The sequence below is a fragment of the Dyella lipolytica genome, from assembly GCF_030160075.1.
In the GTDB taxonomy this organism is placed as follows: domain Bacteria; phylum Pseudomonadota; class Gammaproteobacteria; order Xanthomonadales; family Rhodanobacteraceae; genus Dyella_B; species Dyella_B lipolytica.
In genome coordinates, this window is record NZ_BSNQ01000005.1 from 184,602 (window position 1) to 210,364 (window position 25,763).

Below are 25,763 nucleotides of genomic sequence, written 5' to 3' on the forward strand. Positions count from 1 at the left end.
GTACGGCGCGACAGCGAAGATTACTTCGCCTGATCCACAATCCAGGTCACCGCCGCTTTCACCTGCGCGTCGGTCAGCGCGGGGTTGCCGCCCTTGGCAGGCATCATGTTGCCATCCGGGCCGTGGTAGCCGTTGATGGCATGTTGCACCAGGGTGTCCAGGCCTTCGGCGATACGCGGTGCCCACATGGACTTGTTGCCCAGTACCGGAGCACCGGCAACGCCGGCGGTATGGCAGGCGTGGCAGAGGTTGTCGTAAATGGTCTTGCCGTCGGTGGTGCCGCCGTAAGCGACCTGCGCGGCGGCGGCCTTGGTCGCAGCTTCTTGCGCAGCTTCCATCGCGGCGCGACCGGTGTTGCCGGCATACACGGCGCCGTTCGGGGCAAGGCTGGCGGCGAGCTGCTTCGCGGCGTTCGGATCGACTTCCTTCGGCTCGTGCTCGTAGATCGTCAAGGCTGTGAAGATCAGAACCAGGGTCAGTACGCCGAGTCCGGCGATAAGCAACGAGAACTGACGCAGGAAACTCTGGTCGGATTTGCTCATGGAACCGCTCACGCAATTACTCCAGTCATCATATGAAATCTGGAAAGCCACCACGGTCGCCGTGGTATGCCCTGCCGCCCCCCGGCGACCTTGCCGCGACGGTAACGAACCCGCCGCGGGCAACAAGTTTCGGAGTATAGACGAAGCCTGCAGCAAGTTTGAGGCCTGTCCCGCGGGTTCGCAGAGCAGTTTGCGCATATCTGATGAGGCGGGCGTTGCAGGCACGCGGTCATGCTTCGCTGCTACGCTTGGGGTTCATGGACCCTGCCATCGGTCATGCGGCACCCCTGTCAACCGGCATTGTCCAATCTCGTTGAGCAGACCCTATGCTTGTTTCCAAGGTTTTAGGGCAGGTGCATTAATCGCACCGGCAGGGTCGGGTGGCCTTGCCGTTTAATCCAGGAGTTTCACATGTCGCGTTTTTGGAAGATCGCGTTGATCGTGATCGCCGTGCTTGTGGTGGGTGGGGTTGCATTCCGCTTGCTACACAAACCTGAAGCAGCAGCCGGAAGCGGTCACGGCGGGCAGCATTCGGGGCAAGGCGGCGCAGATAGCCAGGGTCAGGGACAGTCCGGCGCCAACGGCCAGGACAAGGACAATGCGCCGGTGCCAGTCACCGTCGAGCCTACCGTCAAGCAAAGCGTGCCGGTTTATCTGACGGCGCTGGGCACGGTGACGGCGCTCAATACGGTGACGGTCAATCCGCAAGTGGCCGGTCAGATGTGGACCATCAACTTCAAGGAAGGCCAGGCGGTGAAGAAGGGCGATGTGATCGCCCAGATCGATCCGCGCACTTTCCAGGCCGCCTTTGACCAGGCCACGGCCAAACAGAAACAGGACGAGGCATCGCTGGCGACGGCGATAAGCACGCTGGACCGCAACCAGAAACTGGTTGCCAACGGCTATGTCGCCGCGTTGGACATGGACACCTTCCGCAACAACGTCGCGCTGCTCAGGGCCACCGTGCTGGCCGACGAAGCCAGCGCACGCTCGGCCAAGGTGCAACTGGATTTCACCAAGATCATCTCGCCGATCGATGGTGTGGCCGGTATCCGCAATGTGGACCCGGGCAACGTGGTCACCACCACCACCTCGATCGTCACGTTGACTCAGATCCAGCCGATCTACGTGATCTTCAGCCTGCCCGAGCAGAACCTCGAGGCAGTGCGCGATGCGTCCCAGAACGGCGACGACAAGCTGCAAGTGATTGCGTTGGACCGCAGCGATTCGCACCCGCTCGATACCACCGGTTTCCTGCAAGTGGTCGATAACCAGATCGACACCAGCACCGGCACCTTCAAGATGCGCGCGGAGTTCAACAATCCGAAGAGCGCGCTGTGGCCGGGACAGTTCGTGAATGTGCAATTGCGTGTGCGTACCGTAACCGGCGGCTTGGTGATTCCCGCACAGGCGGTACAGCGCGGACCCGATGGCGATTTCGTTTACAAACTGCAGCCGGACCAGACCGTGGCGATGCAACCAGTGACGGTAGCCGGCGAAGTGGGCGACAGCCACGTGATGGTGAGCAAGGGCCTGACTGAAGGCGACCAAGTAGTGACCGAAGGCCAGTTCCGCCTGAAGCCGGGCAGCAAGGTGCAGGCGCTCAAGCCGGGTGAGGTTCCGCCGGCGCCGATTGCTTCGGATGCGAGTAAGAAGAAAGGTGGTGGTCGTCGCGGTGGTGGCGGCTGACGAAACATGCGCCCTCTCCCCTCGGGGAGCGGGCTGGGGGGTGAGGGTTCGGGCGAAGCGCGTTATCGGGCTATCAACGCAAGACTTCTCTACTGCGCTCTGATCGCACCCTCACCCCAACCCCTCTCCCACCGGGAGAGGGGCTTAAGCGAGCTCCAACTTACGGACGGTTCCGAGACCCATGGGATTTTCGACGCTCTTCATCCGCCGGCCCATTGCCACCGCTCTCCTGATGGTGGCGGTGCTGCTGCTCGGCGTGCTTGGTTATCGCGAACTGCCGGTGTCGGCGCTGCCTGAAATCGAAGCGCCCAGCCTGGTAGTCACCACGCAATATCCGGGTGCCAGCGCAGCCACCATGGCTTCGCTGGTCACCACGCCGCTGGAACGCAACCTGGGCCAGATCTCCGGTCTGGACATGATGACCTCGGATTCGTCCGCAGGTCTCTCGACCATCGTGTTGCAGTTCAACATGGACCGCGATATCGACATCGCGGCGCAGGACGTGCAGGCGGCGATCAATCAAGCGCGCGGCACCTTGCCGACCACGCTGCCGTATCCGCCGGTCTACAACCGCGTGAATCCGGCCGATGCGCCGATCATGACGCTGATGCTCACCTCCGACAGCCGGCAGTTGCGCTATGTGAACGATCTGGCCGATTCGATCCTGGCGCAAAAACTGTCGCAGGTGCAGGGCGTGGGCCTGGTGTCGATTGCCGGCAACGTGCGTCCGGCAGTGCGTATCCAGGTTAATCCTGCGCAGCTCGCCAACCTCGGCTTGACCATGGAAGACGTGCGCAATGCGCTGACCGAGGCCAACGTCAACGCACCCAAGGGCACGCTCAACGGCGCCACGCAGTCGTACACCATTTCGACCAACGACCAGTTGGCGACCGCGGCCGAGTACAAAAACACCATCATTTCGTACAACAGCACTAACAACGCGCCTGTTCGTCTGGCCGACATCGCGAAGGTGGTCGATGGTGTCGAGAACGACCAGCTCGCGGCGTGGGCCAACGGTAAGCCGGCGGTGTTGCTGGATATCCGTCGCCAGCCGGGCGCGAACATCGTGCAGACAGTGGCACAGATCCGGCAAATTCTGCCGCAGCTGCGCAGCGTGTTGCCGGCCGACGTGCATCTGGATATCTTCGCCGACCGCACCGTCACCATCCGCGCTTCGGTGGAAGACGTGCAGTTCACCCTGCTGCTCACCATCGCCTTGGTGGTGGCGGTGATCTTCGTGTTCCTGCGCCGCTTGTGGGCCACGATCATTCCCTCGGTGGCGGTGCCGCTGTCGCTGCTGGGTACCTTCGGCGTGATGTCGTTCGCCGGCATGTCGCTGGACAACCTCTCGCTGATGGCGCTGACCGTCGCGACCGGCTTCGTAGTGGACGATGCGATCGTGATGATCGAAAACATCGTGCGCTACATCGAGCAAGGCAAAGACGGCAAGGAAGCGGCGGAAATCGGTGCCAAGGAAATCGGCTTCACCGTGCTGTCGTTGACTGTCTCGCTGATCGCGGTATTCCTGCCGTTGCTGCTGATGCCGGGTGTCACCGGCCGCCTGTTCCACGAATTCGCCTGGGTGCTCGCCACCGCCGTCGTCATCTCGATGTTGGTGTCGCTGACGCTCACTCCGATGATGTGCGCCTACTTGCTCAAGCCCGACTCATTGCCGGAAGGCGACGATGCGCACGAGCGTCACGCTGCGGCTGGCAAGCGCACCGTGTGGGCGCGCACAGTCGGTTTGTACGAAAGCTCATTGGATTGGGTGCTCGATCATCAGCGCTTGATGATCGTGGTGGCCTTCGTCGCCATCGGCATCACGATCTTCCTGTACATCGTGATCCCCAAGGGCCTGCTGCCCGAACAGGACACCGGCATGATCACCGGTGTGGTGCAGGCCGACCAGAACGTCGCATTCCCGCAAATGGAACAGCGCACGAAAGCGGTTGCCGATGCGTTGCAAAAAGATCCCAACGTGGCGGGTGTGGCGGCGTTTATCGGCGCCGGTTCGATCAACCCCACGCTCAACCAGGGCCAGCTCAGCATCGTGCTGAAGGATCGCCGCAAGCGCGCCAGCCTGGATGACGTGGTGGCGAGCCTGCAGAACGACGCGGCCAATATTCCTGGTGTCGCCCTGTACCTGAAACCCGTGCAGGACGTGACGCTGGACACCCGCGTTGCCGCCACCGAATACCAGTATTCGATGTCCGACGTAAATGCGGATGAGTTATCCACGTACGCTACTCAGATGACGCAGGCGCTGCGCCAGCGTCCCGAGTTGGCCGACGTGGACAACAACCTGGCCAACCAGGGCACGGCACTCAAGCTCACCATCGACCGTGACAAGGCCAGCACGCTGGGCGTGCCGGTGCAGACCATCGATGACACGCTGTACGACTCGTTCGGCCAGCGTCAGATCTCCACCATCTTTACGCAGCTGAACCAGTACCGCGTGGTGTTGGAAGTGGAGCCGCAATTCCGCAGCAGCACCTCGCTGCTCAACCAGCTGACGGTAAAGAGCAACGGCAGCGGTGCGCTGACCGGCAGCAACGCCACCACCTTCGGCCAGGCCACGTCGAGCAACTCCTCCACCTCCACCGGTATTGGCGTGGCCAACACTGGCATCATCCTGGGCGCCGGCGGCACCATTCCGCTGGCGTCGCTGGTGAGCTCGGAAGTGACCAATGCGGCACTGGTGATCAGCCATCAGCAGCAGCTACCGGCGGTGACGGTCTCGTTCAATCTGGCGCCGGGTTATTCGCTGTCCGAAGCAGTGGATGCGATTCACGCTGTCGAAAAGCAGCTCAACTTCCCGCCGCAGGTGCGCGGGCAGTTCATCGGCAAGGCGGCGGAGTTCTCCTCCTCGCTCAGCAACGAGGCGTTGCTGCTGCTTGCGTCGATCATCGTGATCTACATCGTGCTGGGCGTGCTGTATGAAAGCTACATCCACCCGATCACCATCATCTCGACGCTGCCGCCCGCCGGTGTGGGTGCCCTGCTGGCGCTGATCCTGTGCAACATGAGTCTGTCGGTGGATGGCATCGTGGGCATCGTGCTGCTGATCGGTATCGTGAAAAAGAACGCGATCATGATGATCGACTTCGCGATCGAGGCGCAGCGCACCGGTATGAAGCCGCGCGAGGCGATTCACCGCGCCTGTTTGCTGCGTTTCCGTCCGATCATGATGACCACCGCGGCCGCCATGCTTGGCGCCTTGCCGCTGGCGTTGGGCAACGGCATCGGCGCGGAACTGCGGCGTCCGCTGGGTGTGTCGATCGTGGGCGGTCTGCTGCTTTCGCAGCTGGTGACGCTGTACACCACGCCAGTGATCTATCTGTATATGGAGCGGTTCTCGGATTGGCTGGGTGAGCGTAGGGAGCGGCGAGCGCTGCGGCATGCGCAGCGGGCGACCTAATTTCCTCCTCTCCCCTTTGGGGAGAGGATTGAGGTGAGGGGTTGCTCTTGCGATGAGCTATAACGAAGCGTGCTTCGAATCACCATTTACGCAAGACTGGCCCCTCATCCGACCCTGCGGGCCACCTTCTCCCCGGAGGGGAGAAGGAGTAAGGCCATCAACCTTTCTGCTCCCCGCACGTTGATTCAAGTATGAACATTTCCGGCCCCTTCATCCGTCGCCCGATCGGCACTTCGTTACTGGCGATGGGCGTGTTCGCGGTCGGAGTGATCTGCTACGCCTTGCTGGGTGTCTCGGCACTGCCGGACATGCAGTTTCCGGTGATCTTCGTGCAGGCCAGCCAGGCCGGGGCCAGCGCCGACAACATGGCATCCACCGTGGCCGCGCCGCTGGAGCGCCATCTGGGCCAGGTGCCAGGCATCGACACGATGCGCTCGTCCAGTTCGCTGGGCAGCACGCAGGTGTTCCTGATGTTCAACGCCGGGCGCAACATCGACGATGCAGCGCGCGACGTACAGGCGGCCATCAATGCTGCTGCGCCCGATCTACCCTCCGGTCTCAACAGTCCGCCGAGTTATACGAAAGCCAATCCCAACGACGATCCGGTCATCGCATTTGCGCTGACGTCCGATACGCAGTCGGCGCGCGATCTGTACGACGTGGCCGATTCGCTGCTGGCACAGCGTCTGCGTCAGCTTGCGGGTGTGTCCGAGGTCGACATTATCGGTGCAGCGACGCCGGCTGTTCGTGTCGACGTCAATCTGCGCGCGCTCAACGCGATGGGTATTTCGCCCGATCAGCTGCGCAACGCACTCACTGCCGCCAATGTGTTCGAACCACAAGGCTTCTTGTCCGACGGCAAGACCACGATGGCCGTGCAAGCCAACGATTCGCTGCATACGGCGGCTGACTTTGCCGGCCTGGTGATCGCCACCAACGGCAAGGGCGTGCCGGTGCGTCTGAGAGACGTCGCCAACGTCTACGATGGCCAGCAGGATGCGTACCAGGTTGCCTGGTTTCAGGGCAAGCCGGCGATCCTGATGTATGTCTACAAGCAGTCGAATGCCAACATCATCGGCACCGTCGATCGCGTGAAAGCGGAAGTGCCGCTGCTGCGCAGCTTCCTGCAACCGGGCACCAAGCTAACACCGTATTTCGACGATACCCCCACCATCCGCGCTTCGCTGCACGAGGTGCAGGCCACGTTGCTGATCAGCTTGGCGATGGTCGTGCTGGTGATGGCGTTGTTCCTGCGGCGTCTGGCTCCCACCTTGATCGCTGCCGCCGCTGTGCCGTTATCGCTGGCGGGTGCGGCGATCGTGATGTACGCACTGGGGTTCACGCTCAACAATCTCACCTTGCTGGCGCTGGTGGTTGCAATCGGCTTCGTGGTGGACGATGCGATCGTGGTGATCGAGAACATCATCCGCCATATCGATCAGGGCATGAGTCGCTTGGACGCTGCGCTCAGCGGCGCACGCGAGATCGGTTTCACCATCGTGTCGATTACCGCTTCGCTGGTGGCGGTGTTTATCCCGCTGTTGTTCATGGGCGGCATCACCGGCATGTTCTTCAAGGAGTTCACCTTGACGCTGGTGGCGGCGATTGTAGTGTCGGCGTTGGTGTCGCTGACATTGACGTCGTCGTTGTGCGGGCTTTTCTTGAGCGGTCACCACGAACCCGACAAGCCGTCCAAACTGGGACGTGCGCTGGATCGATTCCACGAAGGCTTGCTCAAGTTCTATCAGGTGTCGCTGGATTTCTCCTTGCGGCACGCGCTTTTGTTCTCGCTGACACCGTTGATCCTGATCGGCTTGACGGTGGCGATCATCATGTCGGGCCAGATCAAGACCAGCCTGTTCCCGGCGCAGGACACCGGCCTGATTCGTGGACGCGCCACCTCGGGTGCCACCGTCTCCTTCCAGGATTCGGTGAATCGCCAGCAGCGTCTGATCACGATGCTGCTGCACGATCGTGATGTCGCGGTGGTCGGTTCGCGCCTCGGCAGTACGCGTCAGGGTGCCTCCGGCACGTTCGATATCCAGTTGAAGACGCACGCCGAGGGGCGCAAGGACGACACGCTTACGGCTTTGGCCCGCCTCGGCGCCAAGGCGGCCAAATATCCCGACCTCAACGTTCGCTTGCGTGCGATCCAGGATCTGCCGAGCTTTGGCGGCGGCGGTACCAACCAAGGCGCGCAATACCAGATATCGCTGCAGGGTAACGACACGGCACAACTGCAGGAATGGTTGCCCAAGCTGGTCGATGAGTTGCGAAAGAATCCCAAACTGCGCGATGTCGGCAGTGACCTGGACGACGCCGGCCTGCAACAGAACATCGTGATCGACCGTGACAAGGCGGCGCGTCTGGGCGTCAACGTCGGCACCATCGATTCGGTGATCTACGACTCGTTCGGCCAACGTCAGGTCAGCACCATTTATTCCGCCCTGAATCAATACAAGGTGGTGGTCAACGCATTGCCGTCGCAGACGGCGACGCCCAAATCCATCGACCAGATTCTGGTGCCTGCCAAGAACGGCACGATGGTGCGGCTATCCGCTTTTGCGCATCAGGTACCTGGCCTCGCGCCGACCCAGGTGTCGCACATGAATCAGTACACCACCATGGATTTGAGCTTCAATCTCGCGCCGGGCTCGAGCATGGGCGAGGCGTTGCAGATCGTGCAGGCCACTGCTGACAACATGCGCATGCCGGGCGATATCAAGCTCAATGTCGGCGGCGACTTCCGCCGCTTCCAGCAATCGCAAAGCGGCATGCTGTGGCTGGTGTTCGGTGCGATCCTGACGGTCTACATCGTGCTCGGCATTTTGTACGAGAGCTTGATTCATCCTGTCACCATTCTCTCCACCTTGCCGGCGGCCGGTGTCGGCGCCTTGCTGGCGTTGTGGCTGACGAATACCGAGTTGTCGATCATCGCGCAGATCGCCCTGGTACTGCTGATCGGCATCGTGAAGAAAAACGCGATCATGATGATCGACTTCGCGTTGGTTGCGCAGCGCGAACACGGCAAGACGCCGTTGGAGGCTGCGCGCGAAGCCAGCCTGGTGCGCTTCCGCCCGATCATGATGACCACCATGGTGGCGATCCTCGCAGCGTTGCCGATTGCGATCGGCATGGGCGAAGGTTCGGATCTGCGCCGTCCGCTGGGTATCGCCTTGATCGGCGGCTTGCTGATCTCGCAGAGCCTGACGCTGCTCAGCACGCCTGCGCTTTACGTCATCTTCTCCTGTCTCAGCGAGCGCTGGGCGGCCTGGCGTGCGCGACACCGCGCGGGCCGTGTTGTGCCTGCCGGTTAATCACCTGGTTTTAACGGGATTTCAACCGGCTGATAGTCCATCGTCTCGGGCTGTCAGATACAGGTCATCACTGCCTATTAACTTATGGTCGGTTATCTCTCAAGGCCGGTCTCATAACCCCGAGGCTCGCTTCGCAGTGCTGAATTTTGAAGTGCTGCGCTATCTCAGGCGTTATCGGACTACCAGCTCTCAAGCGTTCTATCCGATGGTGAGGTGCATTCATGGGTAACGAGACCAACAAGCCGGATTTTTCGGATGTGCAAAGCGGCTCTAGTTCCACCGCGCCAACCAAGGCTGATTTCAGCGATGTGCAATCGGGTTCCAGTTCCACTGCGGACCCGGTGCAAACCTACACCGTTGTGTCAGGCGACAGCCTGTCGAAGATAGCCAAGCACTTCTATGGCGACGCGAACAAATGGAAAGCGATCTTCGAAGCCAACACCGATCAACTCAGCGACCCCAACCGGATCAAGCCGGGTCAGGTGCTGAAAATTCCCGCCAATCCGTGAGCTAAGGAGATACGCATGAAGATCAGTCGCAAGCCTGTGATATTCGCCGTATCGTTGGCAGCCGCACTTGCACTGGGTGCATGCGGCAAAAAGGAAGAGGCGTCCGCACCGCCGCCCGCGCCCGCTCCCGCGCCTGCAGCAACCCAGCCCGCGCCAACGCCCGCGCCTGCTGCTCCAGCAGCGGTCAGCGTGACCTCGGTCGACCTTGGCAGCGCTGTCGACGCCGACCAAAAGATCACCACGGCCACTACCAGCTTCACACCGAAGGACACTATCTATGCATCGATCGCTACAGGCGGCGCCGGTACCGCAGCGTTCGGCGTGAAGTGGAGTTATCAGGACGGCCAAACGGTGAAAGAAGACACCAAGACCATCAACCCCACCGGTCCGGCCAACACCGAATTCCACATCAGCAAGCCGAGTGGATGGCCGACCGGCAACTACAAGGTTGATATTTCCTTGAATGGTCAGTCAGTCGCCAGCAAAGATTTCTCGGTCAAGTAATCGCGGCGCAGGTTCGCCATAAAAAAGGGCGCGGTCTAAACCGCGCCCTTTGTGTTGCCATGTACCGTTGGTCCGTATTGGCAGGGTGTCTCTCGACGCTCTGCCAGCGCAGGGGCGGCATCAGAACAGCTGCTGCGTAATCTTCAGATAGATCACACGACCGATGTCGTACTGCGGGTTGTATGGATAGAGCGAGAAGCCGTCCGTACCGGTCGGGCCCAACGGACCTGCCACGCCTTGCACGCCGGTGTAAGACAACTGGGCACGGCGATTGAAGACGTTGGTGGCGCCTAGCGAGATCCGTCCCTTCCACGGCGTGTTCCAGTACACCTGCAGATCGTTGAAGGCCACAGGAGCCTGCCTATACAGCCCGGCTTGATTTCCCTGCACGTTGCCATTGGGCTCGGTGCACGGGAAGAATTCCTGTAACGCAGGCACATCCGGATGGCAGGATTCCTGCAGCGAGGAGTAGTAGCGAATCGTCCAGGTGGCGCCGAAGCTGTTGTAGTTCCAGTTGAGGTTGGTGGTATCACGGAAGCGCCACACCGGGCCGAGGACGGGATCGTATGCACCCAGGTTCCAGGAGACGACTGGGCCGCCGGTCACCGATTGCTCCCGCAACGAATTGATGTAGGTGCCATTGGTGTCGATCTTGAACTTGCCCACCGGCGTATCCGGGAACAGATAGCTTATTGTCAGGTCGGTGCCGCGTTCATCCACAAAGCCCTGGTTGACCACGGCCTGCAGCAGGTTGACGACCTGCAAATTTGTCGGCGAGCGCTGGAACTGCGCACACTGCTGCGTTTCGCCCAGCAGATAGCAGTTGTCCAGGATGGCGTTTGCGGCCGGCAGGGTGATGATGTTGTCGACACGAATCCGATACGCGTCCACCGTGAAATTGAAGCCGGTCAACCAGCTCGGGCTGTAGACGATGCCCGCGGTGTAGTTCTTGGACGTTTCCGGCCTCAGCTTAGGGTTGGCGCCCGTAAAATACGGCGTCGTGCTGGTGCTGTTGGGGTTGGATATCGGCAAGCCATTCGTTTGAAGTTGCGTAAAGCCGGGGCCGACGGCCGGTAGGCCAGCGAAGCCGTTGATGCAGCGCTGCTCGACAATCGGTACGCCGGTCAGGCCGAAGTTGACGTCGCACGGATCGGTGTAGCTCGTGAAGCTCTGCATCGTGCCGCCATACAGATTGGAAATCGACGGTGCACGGAAGCCGGTGCCATAGCTTGCGCGTATCAGTACATCAGTGATCGGCTGATAGGACAGCTTGTACGAGTTGTTGTTGGTATCACCGAAGTTGGTGTAGTGCGAGAAGCGATGCGAGACGTCGAAGTCCAACAACTGTGCACCCGTTATGTCCTTCAGCAAAGGAATGTTGACCTCGGCGTAAGCCTCGTTGATCCCGTACGAGCCATGGCCGGGGTTCTGTTGCAGGTTCGTGTTGAGGCCTTGCTGCGTGTAGTAATCGGGCGTCACGGCACCGGACACGTCGCGGTGGTCGCCGCCCACGGCGAAGGTTGCGTCGCCGCTGCCGAGCGACTGCGGTAGCGTGAACATGTCGCCGTTCAAATTGGCTTCGATGTTGCGCTGCTGGCTCCACGAGTGCGTAAAGTAGTTGATGTTGAGGTAATTGGTTTCAGCCGGGGTGAGCCCGCCCGCGCCGGAGAACGGATTGAGCGGTACGCAACCGGCAATCACATTGCCCGGGGTGCCGCACTCCACCTGGCCGTTGGGGCCCAAGAAGGACGGCCCAATCGCATTGTATAGATGCACCAGATTGAGGTTGCCGGGACCGCCATTGTCCTGGATATAGCGGTAGTCGCTGTAGTAAGTGTTCCAGTTGAATTGCCTCTCGCCCAGGGAGAAATCGCCTTCGAGGCCAGTACGGAAACCGTACTGCTTGATGTTGTTCACTGTGATGCGATTAGGCTCCAGCAGAGGCAAGCTAAACCCGAGGGTGTTACCCGGCATGGGGTTGTAATAGCTGTTCGGGGACAGCGTGGGGAAGTAGGCGGTGCCGAGGCTGCCCGGGGGCAGGCCCAGCGCGTTTGCCAGATTCACGCCGTTGGCCGGTGTCAGCGAACTCAGCGGATAGCCGCCGATGCCGACGGTAGCGTTGTTGGAGTTGTAGGTGCCGGTGAAGACCGCCGAGATATGGTCGGTCAGTTTGAAATCACCTTTCAACGTGTACGAGTGCAGCCGGTTGTTCGGTATCAGCGTCTCGAGTGGCGCGGAATTGGCATAGTCGTTGTTGAAATAGGGGCTGGGATATACGGCACCAAACGTATTGAGGTGGTAGTTGGCGATGTTGAGCCCGTTTTGGCCTGCATTGACTGTCAGCGGTGCGATCGACGCACCATTGACCGTAGTAATGGTGCCGTAGTCGGACGCCTGCATGCTCTGGGGAAACTGCGGAAAACTGGCGTAACCGTACTTGCTGTACCAGCCTTGGGCGGCCGTGAGTGCGTTGATGTTTTGGAACGTCATGTTGAACGTGAACGAACCACGCTTGAACTTTTTGCCACCGGTCAGGCTGAACTGGTTGGTCTTGCCGTTGTTACCTGGTGAGTAGGTACTGTTGTACGTATCGAGATACAGGCCATCCACGTTCTTGGTGATGATGTTGATCACACCGGCAATGGCGTCGGAGCCATAGACCGACGAAGCACCGTCCTGCAGGATCTGCACGTTGTCGATCAGCGAGCTCGGGATCGTGCTCAGATCGGTCTGACCGAAGATATCGGTCGTGTAGCGTTCGCCATCGACAAGGATCAGGGTACGCGGTGCGCCGAGGCCACGCAGGCTGGCGTATTGACCGACGATATCGCCCAGCGAGCTTTGGTTGCTGGTGCCGGCGGAGCCCACCGAAGGCACGTTCTGCAGAATCGATCCGACGCTCACGAAGCCCTGCTGCTGCAGTGCCTCATGCGAGATCGCGGTGATGGGCTGTGCCGTTTCCACGTCCACGCTGCGGATCAGCGAGCCGGTAACGGTGATGCCTTGCAGGGTCACCGTCTTGTTGGACGGTGGAGGCGTTGCGGTTTGCGCGTTGGTTTGCGGCTGTGTACTTGTTGCAGTTGATGTCGTCTGGCTCGGTGTTGCTGTGGGGGATGGTGCAGGCGTTGCGGTTTGAGCTACCGCAATCGTTGTCCATACACAGCTACTCAGTGCCAATGCCATGTGAATCGCATGAGCGATCTTTTGATGTTGTAGGTTCACGGCAATACTCCCCGTTTTACCTGGTGGTGGTTACATTCCTGCCAACTCCTTAGTGCACTTTTCTTTTCTAGTAATTTCACTTTTGGTTGCGCTAAGCGGTTATCCGCAACCCAACAGAGTCATATACGCAAAACCAATGCGAAATCGAGTACCAATTTGTGCGTTTTCCGACATGACCACTTGTCACAAACAGCAAGAAATTGCGTGCTCGATGACCTAAAAACGAAGGTTTTTGAACTGAAAAACGAGCGCTCGTCGGCCGCGTGTTAGCGACGCTATCGAGGGGGCGAAAAGCCGATTTTGTAAGCTAATGATTTAGCGCGTGAATATCAGGCGCCAAAGGCGTTGCGATCAGAAAAGCTTCGCGAGCAATGAATACGCAAACGTCGATCTCGTTCGCGCGACAGCGCTGCGCCGTTATATGACATCGCCGAAATGACAGACGCGAAAAATGTTACGCATTAGGTTTTGTACACACCACGTATATGAATCATTCAGGCATTCAAAAACGCGTGGCCATTTCGATATGCAGCAGATCGCCGCAGATCTCGCGCAAGCGGGTCAAAAGAATATGTCGATGCGCCGCGACCTCGGCCGATAGCCGACCAATGCCATGCAGTTCCGCGCAACGCAAGGCGGCCTGGTAGGCGATCAACGGACCGGGTACTTCCGATCGCCGCTGCGCATCGCCCTGCCACAACACCGCCACCCAACCTTCTTCCTGCTGGGCGCCGGATTCGTCCACCGGCATCACCAAGGTGCCGTCCACCATCGACAGCGCGCAATCGCGGCCATCGGCAAACTGGAACGTGTACAACGGCATCAGTTCGGCAATGTAATCGACGATGCGTTGGCTCAATCCGTTCATGCGTCTCCCCCAGGGCATGCACAGCTGCCGGATGGTAGCTGGAACGGGACCTGCATGCGCGGGCGTATGCCGGGCTAGCCCATCCAAGCGTGGCGCTTGCCCCTCGCGGCCCTACGTACCCAGAGGGCGGCTACGCGCTTTCCCGTATCCATGGAAAACGCGACAATGAGGAGTTTTATGGATCCGGTCGCCATCGCAACGGTTGATTTTGGATGATCCGACGCCACTAGCGTGATTTGCGTCGCATGTCTCCTTGTCCCCCTGGGCGGCGCTCCCCAACAAGTACACGCCGTAGCCAAAGAGGTTTCGTAGACCATGCCCCACACGCCGAAGATCATCTACACGCTGACGGATGAAGCCCCTTATCTCGCCACGCAATCCCTGCTGCCGATCATCGCCGCTTACACCAGCACGGCGAATATTGCGGTGGAAACGCGCGATATCTCGCTCGCCGGCCGCATCCTTGCGCAGTTTCCGGACATCCTGAAGGAGAATCAGAAAGTCTCCGATGATCTGACCGAACTGGGCGAGCTGGCGACCACCCCGGAAGCGAACATCATCAAGCTGCCCAACATCAGTGCTTCGATGCCGCAGCTCAAGGCGGCGATCAAGGAGCTGCAAGCCCAAGGTTATCCGCTGCCCGATTATCCCGAAGAACCGAAAGACGTCAGTGACTGGAATGTGCGTGCCCGCTACGACAAGGTCAAAGGCAGTGCGGTGAATCCCGTGCTGCGTGAAGGCAATTCCGATCGCCGCGCACCGCTTTCGGTGAAGAACTACGCGCGCAAGCATCCGCACAAGATGGGTGCGTGGAGCAAGGATTCGAAGACCCATGTCGCGCACATGGATGGTGGTGATTTCTACGGCAGCGAGAAATCCGCGCTGGTGGATCAGCCGACCGTCGCCAAGATCGAATGGTTCGGCAAGGATGGCAACCACACCGTTCTGAAAGAAAAGACCGCGATCACTGCTGGTGAAATCATCGATGCGTCGGTGATGAGCAAAAAGGCGCTGGCCAGCTTCATCGATGCGCAGATCGAAGACGCGAAGAAGCAAGGCGTGCTGTTCTCGCTGCATCTGAAGGCCACGATGATGAAGGTCTCCGACCCCATCATGTTCGGCCAGGTCGTCAACGAGTTCTACAAGGACGTGTTGACCAAGCATGCCGCGACGCTCAAGAGCATCGGCTTCAATCCGAACAACGGCATCGGCGATCTGTATGCGCGTCTGCCGTCGCTGCCGGCCGACAAGCAGGCCGAAATCACCGCTGACATCCAGGCCGAATATGCCAAGCGTCCCGCGCTGGCGATGGTGAATTCCGACAAGGGCATCACCAACCTGCACGTGCCCAGCGACGTGATCATCGATGCTTCGATGCCCGCGATGATCCGCGACTCCGGCAAGATGTGGAACGCCGAAGGCAAGCTGCAGGACACCAAGGCGGTGATTCCGGATCGCTGCTATGCCGACGTCTATCAGGCCGTGATCGAAGACTGCAAAGCGCACGGCGCCTACGATCCGGCGACCATGGGCAGCGTACCCAACGTCGGCCTGATGGCGCAGGCGGCCGAAGAATACGGTTCGCACGACAAGACCTTCCAGATTGCCGGCGATGGCGTGGTGCGCGTCACCGACGCCAACGGCAAGGTGCTGCTCGAGCAGAACGTGGAAGCTGGCGACATCTGGCGCATGTGCCAGGTCAAAGACGCACCGATCCAGGATTGGGTGAAGCTGGCCGTGACACGCGCACGCCTCAGCAACACGCCCGCCGTGTTCTGGCTCGACAAAAACCGCGCTCATGACGCGCAAGTGATCAAGAAAGTAGAGCGTTACCTTAAAGATCACGACCTCAGCGGTCTGGACATCCGTACCCTTTCGCCGGTCGACGCCACCCGTTTCTCGCTGGAGCGCATCCGCAAGGGCCAGGACACCATTTCCGTCACCGGCAACGTGCTGCGCGACTACCTCACCGACCTGTTCCCGATCATGGAACTGGGCACCAGCGCCAAGATGCTTTCCATCGTGCCGCTGATGGCTGGCGGCGGCCTGTTCGAAACCGGTGCCGGCGGCTCAGCGCCTAAGCACGTGCAGCAGTTCCTGGAAGAGAACTGCCTGCGCTGGGACTCGTTGGGCGAGTTCCTCGCGCTGGCCGCCTCGCTCGAACACCTTAGCAACAGTTACGACAACGCCCCGGCCGGCGTATTGGCCAAGGCGCTAGACAAAGCTACCGGCAAATTCCTCGACAACAACAAATCGCCCGCGCGTAAAGTTGGCGAACTCGACAATCGCGGCAGCCATTTCTACCTTGCCATGTATTGGGCACAGGCTTTGGCCGAGCAGAACGAAGATGCTGCGCTCAAGGCGAAATTCGCGCCGCTGGCCAAGGCGCTGACCGAGAACGAAGCAAAGATTGTCGGTGAACTCAATGGTGCGCAAGGACAGCCGGTCGATATCCACGGTTACTACCATCCGGATATCAAACTGGTGAGCAAGGCCATGCGGCCGAGCGAGACGTTCAATGCGGCGTTGGCGGCGTTGTAAGCAAAGCTATGCTGATGAAAAACGGGGCCCTCGGGCCCCGTTTTTTTATTACTCGATAAGACCTTCGCGGACACAGAGGGCGATGGCTCGTTTTTAGAAAGGGGCCTTGTGGCCGACACCACGAGTAGGCAAGCTTCGGATGTCCGTTTCGGACTCAAGACGGACGGTAATCACTCTCTTCATAGGTCGAGCGGGCTAATCCTGATGTAGAGGTCGTCATGATGTCGCATGCTGATTCGGAACGATTTCCTCCTCGTCGTCTGGCGAGAATCGCCGGCATCTTGGCTCTGATCGGGATCGTGACTGGTGCGTTCGATATTGGCTATGTTCGAAACGCGCTGATCGTAAACGGTGACGTCGCAGCGACAGTCCACAACATCTTGGCGCACGAGACACTGTTCCGTTTTGGCTTCTCGGCGCACCTGCTCTTGCTGCTCTGTAACATACCCGGCGAGATCATCATCTTCATCTTGATGCGGCGGGTGAATGTCATCGTTGCAGCCACGGCGATGTGTTGCGGGCTGGTCGGGACAGCTATCGAAGGCCTCGACATGCTCAACGCGTACGTGCCGTTGAAGCTGGCGATAGAAGGGAGCAACTTGGGCGCATTCAATCCCGAACAACTGCAGGTCTTGTCGTACGTTTCATTGCAGTTGCAGGATGCAGGCCTGCTCATCTCGTTCGTCTTCTACGGGCTTGATGAACTCCTGGGCGGGTATCTCATTTTTCGCTCGGGTTTCTTGCCCCGTCTCATCGGCATTCTGTTTTCACTTGCCGGGCTCTGTTACTTCACGCACGGCTTTCTGAGCTTCCTGGCGCCGTCGCTGGATGCTCGTTTGTATCCCTATATTCTCTTTCCCTGTTTGCCCGGCGAAGGTTCGACAGCCCTCTGGCTAGCCATCGTGGGATTGAACGTCGAAAAATGGAGAATGTGGATGTCCGAACCGCAAGGCGAGGTGTTCGCTCCATTCCCGCTCGCTTAGCAAAAAAACTCGCGGTAGTGATCAGGGCATGCTTCGACGCGCGACTTGCGGCGGCATGCCGGTCCAGCGTTTGAAGGCGCGACGAAATTCGCGTGGATCGCTGAAACCCAGTTCGATACCGATTTCGGCCACGCTCAATTGACCTGCGCGCAGCAATTCCAGCGCACGTTCGGCACGCACGCGGTCGTGGATTTCGCGGAAGATGCGGCCGCTGTCGGCGAGTTTGCGTCGCAGAGAGCGTTCGCTGAGATGCAAGGTGCGTGCGACTTCGGTGAGTCGCGGGTGTTCGCGCAGACGGCTGCGCAGCAGGCGTTCGACCGAGCCGACGATTTCATCGGAACTACTGGTGCCGCGCAGTTGCTGGTGGCAAAGCGCCAGCGCTTGCCGCGACGTTAGCGGGTTGTAGCCGGGCAGTGGATGTTCCAGCCATTGGGTGTCGATAAGAACGCGGTTGTGCTGGGCGCCGAAGCGGACGTCGCACTGGAATGTCGCTACGTATTCGTTGACGTAGGCGGGTGCCGGATAAGTGAGTTCCATGCGCACCGGCAATAGTTTCGGTCCGACCAGTTCGCGTGTGATCGCCAGGCAGCTGGAGAACAGTTCTTCGCACAGGAAGGGCAGCAGTTCGATTTCACCGAAGCGCGGCCACGCCTGCACGGCGACGGTTTGCGGGTCGATCACGGCGAAATCGACATCGAGCAGGCTGCCGCAGATGCGGTGATTTTCGATGCCGACGCTCATCGCCTCGCCGAAGTTGCGCGAGGTCATCATCGCGAGGCCGAGCAGGCCGAAGCTGCCGATGGTTTCGTTGCGGCCGATCAGCAGACCCAGCGCGGGATCGCGCAACACCTTCAGACCTCGCGCGATCACCGTGCGCGCTTGTCGATATGACACACGTACGGTGGGGTCGTTGATCTGCTGGCGAGTGATGCCGAGGCCGGCGAACCACGGCTCGCTGGAAATGCCGCGACGGGCCGCAAGCTCGGTGAGGTGCACCAATACATTGGGTGGAATGTCGGCGGTCAGCGCACGCGGATCGGGTTCAGCCGCCAGCGGCGACATGCGCCGCGGATGCTGCAATTCGAATGCCAGTTGTGACATGCCAGACCTTCCCCCGTGCCGACCCGCCTCGGCGCAGAACTGTGTTCTAGCACGTGTGGCGCCGGGGTGGTTGGCGCGGCGCACAAGGCGGCTCGTTCTTGACGTCCCCTCCCCAAAGAGGAGGGGCGTTAAACCGGTTATTCGCCGATGGTGAGCAGCGAGGCGTTGCCGCCGGCGGCGGTGGTGTTGATGGTGAGCGTGCGCTCGCCCGCGAAACGCAGCAGGTAGTGCGGGCCGCCGGCTTTCGGGCCGGTGCCGGAGAGGCTTTCGCCGCCGAAGGGCTGCACGCCGACCACTGCACCGATCTGGTTGCGGTTGACGTAGCAGTTGCCGACGCGGGCGTGGCTGCGGATGTATTCCACGGTGTCGTCGATGCGGCTGTGCACACCGAGCGTCAGGCCGTAGCCGGTGGCGTTGATGGCGTCGACTACCTTGGCCAGCTCGCTGCCTTTCCAGCGGATTACGTGCAGCACAGGGCCGAACACTTCGCGCTTGAGCACATCGAGCGAGGGGATTTCGTAGGCGCGCGGGGCGAAGAAGGTGCCGTGTCCGGTCATCGCCGGGTCGAGCTTGGCCTCGGCGATCATCGAAGCTTCCTTGTCCATGCGTGCGGCGTGATCATTGAGGATCTTCAGCGCATCCTCGTCGATCACCGGGCCCACGTCGGTGGACAGCTGGCCGGGATCGCCGACCTTCAGTTCGGCCATCGCGCCGGAGAGCATGCCGACCACCTTGTCGACGATGTCTTCCTGCACGAACAGCACGCGCGCGGCGGAGCAGCGCTGGCCGGCGGACTGGAAGGCAGAGGCGATCACGTCTTTGACGATCTGCTCGGGCAGGGCGGAGGAGTCGGCGATCATCGCGTTCTGGCCACCGGTTTCCGCGATCAAGGCGGCGATGGGTGCGTTGCGCGCAGCCAGCGCGCGGTTGATCGCCCAGGCGGTTTCCGTGGAGCCGGTGAAGGCCACGCCGGCAACGCGCGGATCTTTCGTCAGTGCGGCACCGACCACTGCGCCGTCGCCCGGCAGGTACTGCAGCACGTCGGCCGGCACGCCGGCATCGTGCAATAGCTTCACGGCGACGTAGCCGATCAGGCTGGTTTGTTCGGCCGGTTTGGCGATCACGCTGTTGCCCGCGGCGAGTGCGGCGGACACCTGGCCGAGGAAGATCGCCAGCGGGAAGTTCCACGGGCTGATGCAGACGAATACGCCGCGGCCATTCAAATAAAGCTGATTGCTCTCGCCAGTGGGGCCGGGTAACTGCTCCGGATGACCGAACAAGCGGCGCGCCATGGTGGCGTAGTAGCGCAGGAAGTCGGCGGCTTCGCGGATTTCGGCGATGGCGTCGGGCAGGCTCTTGCCGGCTTCGCGCACACATAGCGCGATGAATTCGCCGCGGCGCGCTTCGAGCTGATCGGCGGCGTGTTCCAGGATCGCGGCGCGGCTGGCGGCGGGCAGACGGTCCCAGTTCGGTTGGGCGGCCACACCGTTGGCCAGCGCCTTGTCGACCAGCGCAGCATCGGCGCTGACATAGCTGCCGACGTTGTCGCGGCGGTCGGCGGGATTGGTGACCTGCACCGTCGGGCCGTTGCTTTGCGCGCCCGGCACCAGCGGTGTAGCCGTCCATGAGTTGGCCGCTCCTGGATGACGTGTTGCGTTGACCGCCTCGGCGAGGGCCTTCAGTTCGTTGTCGTTGGAGAAGTTGATGCCCATGGAATTCTTCCGAAGTTCACCGAAAAGATTGACCGGCAGGGGAATGCGCGGATGCGACAGATTTGATTGATTCTGGGAAGCGAAGCGGCGCACGGTTTCGCAGGGATCGGCCACGAGATCGCGCACCGGCAGCGTTTCGTCTACTACGCGGTTGACGAAGCTGGTGTTGGCGCCGTTTTCGAGCAGGCGGCGCACCAGATACGGCAGCAGGTCTTCATGCGTGCCGACCGGCGCGTACACGCGGCACGGCACGTTGAGGTTCTGCTTGCCGATCACTTCGGCGTACAGATCCGTGCCCATGCCGTGCAATCGCTGGAATTCGAACGGACGTCCGCGCGCGATGTGATGCACGGCGGCGATGCTATGCGCGTTGTGGGTAGCGAACTGCGGATAGATCAGCTCGCTGCCCGCGTCGAACAGCTTGTGCGCGCAGCCGAGATAGGAAACGTCGGTATTCGGCTTGCGCGTATAGAGCGGATAACCGGACAGACCCAGCTCCTGAGCGCGCTTGATCTCCGCATCCCAGTAAGCGCCCTTCACCAGGCGCACGTACCAGCGGCGGCCGGCGGCGCGCGCGGTTTCGATCAGCCAGTCGATCACGAACGGCGTGCGCTTGGAGTACGCCTGCACCACGATGCCCAAGCCGTTCCAGCCGTGCAGTGAAGGATGTGCGAAAACGTCGCCGATGATGTCCAGCGACAGTTCGAGACGGTCGGCTTCTTCGGCGTCGACCGAAAGCGCAATGCCCTGCTTCATCGCCAGCTGCGAAAGCTCCAGCAATTTGGCGGTGAGATCGCGGCGTGCGCGCTCGCGGTTCGCCACTTCATAGCGCGGATGCAGCGCGGAGAGCTTCACCGAGATCGACGGTGCATCCGTGTGATTGGCGAACGGACCGCGCGCGCCGATGGCGGCGATCGCCTTGCGATAGTCCTGCTGGTAGCGCTCGGCGGTGTCGCTGGTAAGTGCCGATTCGCCGAGCATGTCGTAGGAATAACGGTAGACCGCGTATTCCTTCTTGGCGCAGCGATCGAGCGCGTCGTCGATGGTCTGCCCCATCACGAACTGATGACCCATGATGCGCATCGCTTGGCGCACGGCCAGACGAATCGCCGGTTCGCCCGCGCGGCCGACCAGACGACGCAGCGCGCCGGTGAAGTCGTGGCGGGTTTCTTCGGCCAGGTTCACCAGCTTGCCGGTGAGCATCAAACCCCAGGTGGAGGCGTTGACGAACAGCGACTCGCTCTCGCCCAGGTGCTTCTTCCAGTTGGCGTCGCCCAGTTTGTCGCGGATCAACTTGTCGGCGGTGGCTTTGTCCGGAATGCGCAGCAGCGCTTCGGCCACACACATAAGGAGTACGCCCTCCTCGCTGGAGAGGTCGTACTGGCGCATGAAGGACTCGACCGCGCTCTGGTCCTTGGCGCGGGCGCGCACGCGGGAGACCAGGTCCGCGGCGACATCGATCACCTTTTCGCGCTCCGCCGGCGGCAGCGTGGCCTGGGCGAGCAGGTCGTTGACCGCTTCGGTTTCGTCGCGGAGCCACGCGGCGGTGATGCGCGCGCGGGCCGGGGTAGGGCCGGTCGGCAGTTCGGGGCTGAGAATGGGTTGGGTCACGATGGCGTGGCGCGCTGCCGGAAGGTGGGGAATTGCGAATTGTACGGTGGGGTACCGGCTGGGCGCATCCGTATGGCGGGCAGGGAAGGACCAGGCGATGCAGGTAGGGGTGAGCAAAGCGAACCCGACCGATCGGCTGGCCGCGACAATTTGTAGCAATCGATAAAAATGGAACGCACGCCGCACATCGCAAATCGATGACCGCGTTTCGACACGTACTCTGCGACAAATCTGCACATGCGGCGACTTTTCCTCGCACGCCAGCGTCCTTCGCCGCCACTCGCACACGCTGCACTCATCCTTGCCGGCCGTGGCGTCGCGGCCTATGATCGGAGTGTTCCAGGCACGCCGGACTCCCATGATCGTGCTTCGACCAGCCCTCGGCGGCCTGCCGTACGTGACATTGTGGCTTCGGCCCAATCGCGTGCTCAGCCGACGCGGCTTGCGTCGGCTGATCCTGGTGTTGGCTGCCCTGGCGTTGATAACGGCAGGTCTGGGAGCGTGGCAGGGGGATGTGTTCGCCCCACTGTTCGCCCTGATCGAGGCTTCCGCAGTGGCTATCGCCTTGAGCGTGGCCTGGCGGACCGGCGACCGCAGCGAACGCATCACCCTCGACGACACGTCGCTGGAGGTGCAGACCCTGCCAGGTCGCCGTTGCATGCGCTTCCAACCCTATTGGGTGCGCGTGCTGCTGGAGTCAGGGGAGGGACGTAACCGATTGTTGTTGTCGTCGCACGGACGCAAGCTGGAAGTCGGGGCTTTCCTCGCCGATGAGGAACGCACCGCGTTATTCCGGAAACTCAAGGTGCTGCTGGCCGATATTCAATCCCAGTCGCGCAGGTAGGTTCAACAAAGGTGCAAACATGACAGTTGGCGGCATCGGGAAGCACGGCATCAAGCCAAAAGGTTTTAGGCACGCAGTGAGGGCATTGGGGATAGCGGCCCTTGGATTGTTCGGCGGTATCGCGCAGGCGAATCCGGAGCCTGGGCAGTTGAATCTCACGCCCGGCGTGACGACGTATTCCCATGTGCCGTACATGCTCAACAACGTGGCGCTGGGCGTCTGCGTGGTGATCGGCATCCTGGTGTTCGGCGCGATGTTCATCGCCATGTTCCGCTTCCGCAAATCGCGCGGTGCGGTGGCCGAGAAGTGGTCGCACAACACCACTGTCGAAATTATCTGGACCGTCATTCCGGTCATCATCCTCATCACGCTGGCCTGGCTGGCGACCGACGGCTTGCGCCAGTTCTCCGACACCACGGGTTCGGAGATGACGGTGAAGGTCACCGGCTATCAGTGGAAGTGGCGTTACGACTACGTCGATTACCAGGGCAAGGCGATCAGCAACGTCGGCTTCATGTCCAAGCTGGACGATCAGAGCAACGCCACCCGTCAGCTCAACTCCGGCCTCGATCCGTATGCGGTCAAGGTGGATGGCTACAACACCTATCTCCTGAACGTCGATAAGCCGCTGGTGGTGCCGATCGACACCAAGATCCGCTTCGTGATCACCGCCGACGACGTCATCCATTCCTGGTTCGTGCCCGCATTGGGTTGGAAGATGGACGCGATCCCCGGCGTGGTGAATGCCACGTGGACCAATATCAAGGAACCGGGCGTGTACCGCGGCCAGTGCGCCGAGCTGTGCGGCCAGGATCATGGCTTTATGCCGATCGTGGTCAAGGCGGTTTCCAAGGAAGACTTCGCCAAGTGGCTGGCCGACCAACAGAAGCCGGCCGCTCCCGCGGCACCGGCGCCTGCGTCCACGGCTGCTGCGGCGCCGGCACAGGCGACGGCGCAGGTCGCGCCGGCGCATGGCACACAAGGTTGATTCACTCGGCTGCTTACGCAGTTCACGCAAACGCATTCATTAGGTAGAGGTTCAAGGCTATGGCCCAAGCAGCCACCCACGACCACCACGATGAGCATCACGACGAACACCACGAGCATCAGAATTTCTTTCAGCGTTGGGTGATGTCCACCAATCATAAGGACATCGGCACGCTGTACCTGGTCTTCTCGCTGCTGATGTTCTTCATCGGCGGCAGCTTCGCGATGGTGATCCGCGCCGAGCTGTTCAAGCCGGGCATGCAGTTGGTGCAACCGTACTTTTTCAACGAAATGACCACGATGCATGCGCTGGTCATGATCTTCGGCGCGGTGATGCCGGCCTTCGTGGGCCTGGGCAACTGGATGATCCCGATGATGGTCGGTGCGCCGGATATGGCGTTGCCGCGCATGAACAATCTGTCGTTCTGGATTCTGCCATTCGCGTTCGCGCTGATGCTGTCCACGTTGTTCCTGCCGGGCGGCGGTCCTGCCGGCGGCTGGACGATGTATCCGCCGCTGTCGCTGCAGAGTGCATCGCTCGCCTATGTGGTGTTCGCAGTGCACTTGATGGGTATCAGTTCGATCATGGGCGCGATCAACATCATCGCCACCATCCTCAATATGCGCGCGCCGGGCATGGATCTGCTGAAGATGCCGGTGTTCGTGTGGAGCTGGCTGATCACGGCATTCCTGCTGATCGCAGTGATGCCGGTGCTGGCGGGCGCGGTAACCATGCTGCTCACCGACAAGTACTTCAACACGCACTTCTTCGATGCGGCGGGCGGCGGCGATCCAGTGCTGTTCCAGCACGTGTTCTGGTTCTTCGGTCACCCCGAGGTGTACATCATGATCCTGCCGGCGTTCGGGATCATCTCGGAGATCATTCCGACCTTCGCGCGCAAACCGATCTTCGGTTACAAGGCGATGGTGTTCGCGATCGCCTCGATCGCGTTCCTCTCGTTCATCGTGTGGGCGCACCACATGTTCGCGGTGGGCTTGCCGCTGGGCGCCGAAATCTTCTTCATGTACGCCACCATGCTGATCGCCGTGCCGACCGGTGTGAAAGTGTTCAACTGGGTCGCCACGATGTGGGGCGGTTCGATGACGTTCGAGACACCGATGTTGTTTGCGGTGGCGTTCGTCATTCTGTTCACCATCGGCGGCTTCTCCGGCCTGATGCTGGCGCTGGTGCCGGCGGACTTCGCGTACCACGACACGTATTTCGTGGTGGCGCACTTCCACTATGTGCTGGTGACCGGCGCGATCTTTGCGATCATGGCGGCTACGTATTACTGGATCCCGAAGTGGACCGGTCATATGTACAGCGAGTTCTGGGGTAAGGTGCACTTCTGGAATTCGGTTGTCTGGGTGAACGTGTTGTTCTTCCCGCAGCACTTCCTCGGTTTGGCCGGCATGCCGCGCCGTATCCCGGATTACAACGTGGCCTTCGCCAACTTCAACATGATCAGCTCGATCGGCGGTTTCCTGTTCGGCGCCTCGCAGCTGATCTTCCTTGGCGTGATCATCCATTGCGTGTGGTTCTCCAAGAAGAAGGCCACCGATCGCGTGTGGGAAGGTGCCAAGGGTCTGGAGTGGACGTTGTCGTCGCCGCCGCCGCACCATTCTTTCTCGGTGGCGCCGGTGATTCACGACGAGGAGCTAGCGCATGGCCACGTCGAAGATTGATCGCCTGATGCTTGATCACCAGCTGCTCGATGCAGGGCAGGAGCAGCGGTTGCGTCGTGCCAGACGCACCGCCGCGGTGGTAGGTGTCATCGCTATTGCGGTATTCGTGTTTTCGATCCTGCAGATGGTCTGGCTTCAGCACAATCCGCCACAGCATCCGCAAGTGACCGATTCACTCATGCAGTAACCCCGCTGCGGCGGGACGTAGGTCACCAGGAACATCTACGGG

At 60.8% G+C, this 25,763-nt stretch carries 16 protein-coding genes; 11 read left to right on the forward strand and 5 right to left on the reverse strand.

All coding sequences use genetic code 11. From position 1 onward, the window contains the following. Positions 1 to 20: 20 nt before the first annotated feature. The gene (locus QQL64_RS12645; protein WP_284400167.1) at positions 21 to 542 is read right to left on the reverse strand and encodes a c-type cytochrome; all 522 of its coding nucleotides are present in this window, start codon (positions 540 to 542) and stop codon (positions 21 to 23) included. Between the two features lie 411 nt (positions 543 to 953). Between QQL64_RS12645 and QQL64_RS12650 the strand changes: the two genes are divergently transcribed. The 5 genes from QQL64_RS12650 to QQL64_RS12670 all read left to right on the forward strand — a co-directional run bounded on the left by QQL64_RS12650 (position 954) and on the right by QQL64_RS12670 (position 9,979). Continuing rightward, positions 954 to 2,231: an efflux RND transporter periplasmic adaptor subunit gene (locus QQL64_RS12650; RefSeq protein WP_284400169.1), complete on the forward strand. Its 1,278-nt coding sequence runs from the start codon at positions 954 to 956 to the stop codon at positions 2,229 to 2,231. Positions 2,232 to 2,412: 181 nt separating this feature from the next. Continuing rightward, positions 2,413 to 5,649 carry an efflux RND transporter permease subunit gene (locus QQL64_RS12655; protein WP_284400170.1) on the forward strand — a complete coding sequence of 1,079 codons (3,237 nt, stop codon included), beginning with the start codon at positions 2,413 to 2,415 and terminating at the stop codon, positions 5,647 to 5,649. A gap of 191 nt (positions 5,650 to 5,840) precedes the next feature. After that, positions 5,841 to 8,966, forward strand: coding sequence for an efflux RND transporter permease subunit (locus QQL64_RS12660; protein WP_284400172.1), 3,126 nt, complete (start codon positions 5,841 to 5,843; stop codon positions 8,964 to 8,966). Positions 8,967 to 9,187: 221 nt separating this feature from the next. Further along, positions 9,188 to 9,475, forward strand: coding sequence for a LysM peptidoglycan-binding domain-containing protein (locus tag QQL64_RS12665; protein WP_284400173.1), 288 nt, complete (start codon positions 9,188 to 9,190; stop codon positions 9,473 to 9,475). Between the two features lie 15 nt (positions 9,476 to 9,490). Further along, complete coding sequence (locus QQL64_RS12670; protein ID WP_284400176.1) at positions 9,491 to 9,979, forward strand: hypothetical protein; 489 nt, start codon at positions 9,491 to 9,493, stop codon at positions 9,977 to 9,979. A 120-nt stretch (positions 9,980 to 10,099) separates the two neighbouring features. On the opposite strand, the gene QQL64_RS12675 is transcribed toward QQL64_RS12670, so the two are convergent. Together QQL64_RS12675 and QQL64_RS12680 are read right to left on the reverse strand one after the other, a co-directional pair. Then, complete coding sequence (locus tag QQL64_RS12675) at positions 10,100 to 13,201, reverse strand: TonB-dependent receptor plug domain-containing protein (RefSeq protein ID WP_284400180.1); 3,102 nt, start codon at positions 13,199 to 13,201, stop codon at positions 10,100 to 10,102. A 502-nt stretch (positions 13,202 to 13,703) separates the two neighbouring features. Then, positions 13,704 to 14,069, reverse strand: coding sequence for a hypothetical protein (locus tag QQL64_RS12680; protein WP_284400183.1), 366 nt, complete (start codon positions 14,067 to 14,069; stop codon positions 13,704 to 13,706). A 315-nt stretch (positions 14,070 to 14,384) separates the two neighbouring features. Between QQL64_RS12680 and QQL64_RS12685 the strand changes: the two genes are divergently transcribed. Both QQL64_RS12685 and QQL64_RS12690 read left to right on the forward strand, forming a co-directional pair. Continuing rightward, entirely contained in the window at positions 14,385 to 16,610 is a 2,226-nt protein-coding gene (locus QQL64_RS12685) for an NADP-dependent isocitrate dehydrogenase (RefSeq protein ID WP_284400188.1), read from the forward strand. A 218-nt stretch (positions 16,611 to 16,828) separates the two neighbouring features. Further along, complete coding sequence (locus tag QQL64_RS12690; RefSeq protein ID WP_284400190.1) at positions 16,829 to 17,593, forward strand: DUF4386 domain-containing protein; 765 nt, start codon at positions 16,829 to 16,831, stop codon at positions 17,591 to 17,593. A 21-nt stretch (positions 17,594 to 17,614) separates the two neighbouring features. On the opposite strand, the gene QQL64_RS12695 is transcribed toward QQL64_RS12690, so the two are convergent. Together QQL64_RS12695 and putA are read right to left on the reverse strand one after the other, a co-directional pair. Further along, positions 17,615 to 18,694 carry an AraC family transcriptional regulator gene (locus QQL64_RS12695; RefSeq protein WP_284400192.1) on the reverse strand — a complete coding sequence of 360 codons (1,080 nt, stop codon included), beginning with the start codon at positions 18,692 to 18,694 and terminating at the stop codon, positions 17,615 to 17,617. A gap of 137 nt (positions 18,695 to 18,831) precedes the next feature. Beyond that, positions 18,832 to 22,017: a bifunctional proline dehydrogenase/L-glutamate gamma-semialdehyde dehydrogenase PutA gene (gene putA / locus QQL64_RS12700; RefSeq protein WP_284400193.1), complete on the reverse strand. Its 3,186-nt coding sequence runs from the start codon at positions 22,015 to 22,017 to the stop codon at positions 18,832 to 18,834. A gap of 358 nt (positions 22,018 to 22,375) precedes the next feature. Between putA and QQL64_RS12705 the strand changes: the two genes are divergently transcribed. From QQL64_RS12705 to QQL64_RS12720, 4 genes are read left to right on the forward strand one after another with little or no spacing between them, the layout of a single operon-like run. Continuing rightward, positions 22,376 to 22,861 carry a DUF2244 domain-containing protein gene (locus QQL64_RS12705; protein WP_284400195.1) on the forward strand — a complete coding sequence of 162 codons (486 nt, stop codon included), beginning with the start codon at positions 22,376 to 22,378 and terminating at the stop codon, positions 22,859 to 22,861. A gap of 19 nt (positions 22,862 to 22,880) precedes the next feature. Beyond that, entirely contained in the window at positions 22,881 to 23,849 is a 969-nt protein-coding gene (coxB, locus tag QQL64_RS12710) for a cytochrome c oxidase subunit II (protein ID WP_284400196.1), read from the forward strand. A gap of 59 nt (positions 23,850 to 23,908) precedes the next feature. Further along, a complete protein-coding gene (gene ctaD, locus QQL64_RS12715) occupies positions 23,909 to 25,534 on the forward strand; it encodes a cytochrome c oxidase subunit I (protein ID WP_284400197.1) in 1,626 nt (541 codons plus the stop codon). Beyond that, on the forward strand, positions 25,515 to 25,721 hold the full coding sequence (locus QQL64_RS12720) for a hypothetical protein (RefSeq protein ID WP_284400199.1): 207 nt from the start codon (positions 25,515 to 25,517) through the stop codon (positions 25,719 to 25,721). Before ctaD ends, QQL64_RS12720 begins: the two co-directional genes overlap by 20 nt. Positions 25,722 to 25,763: the final 42 nt, after the last annotated feature.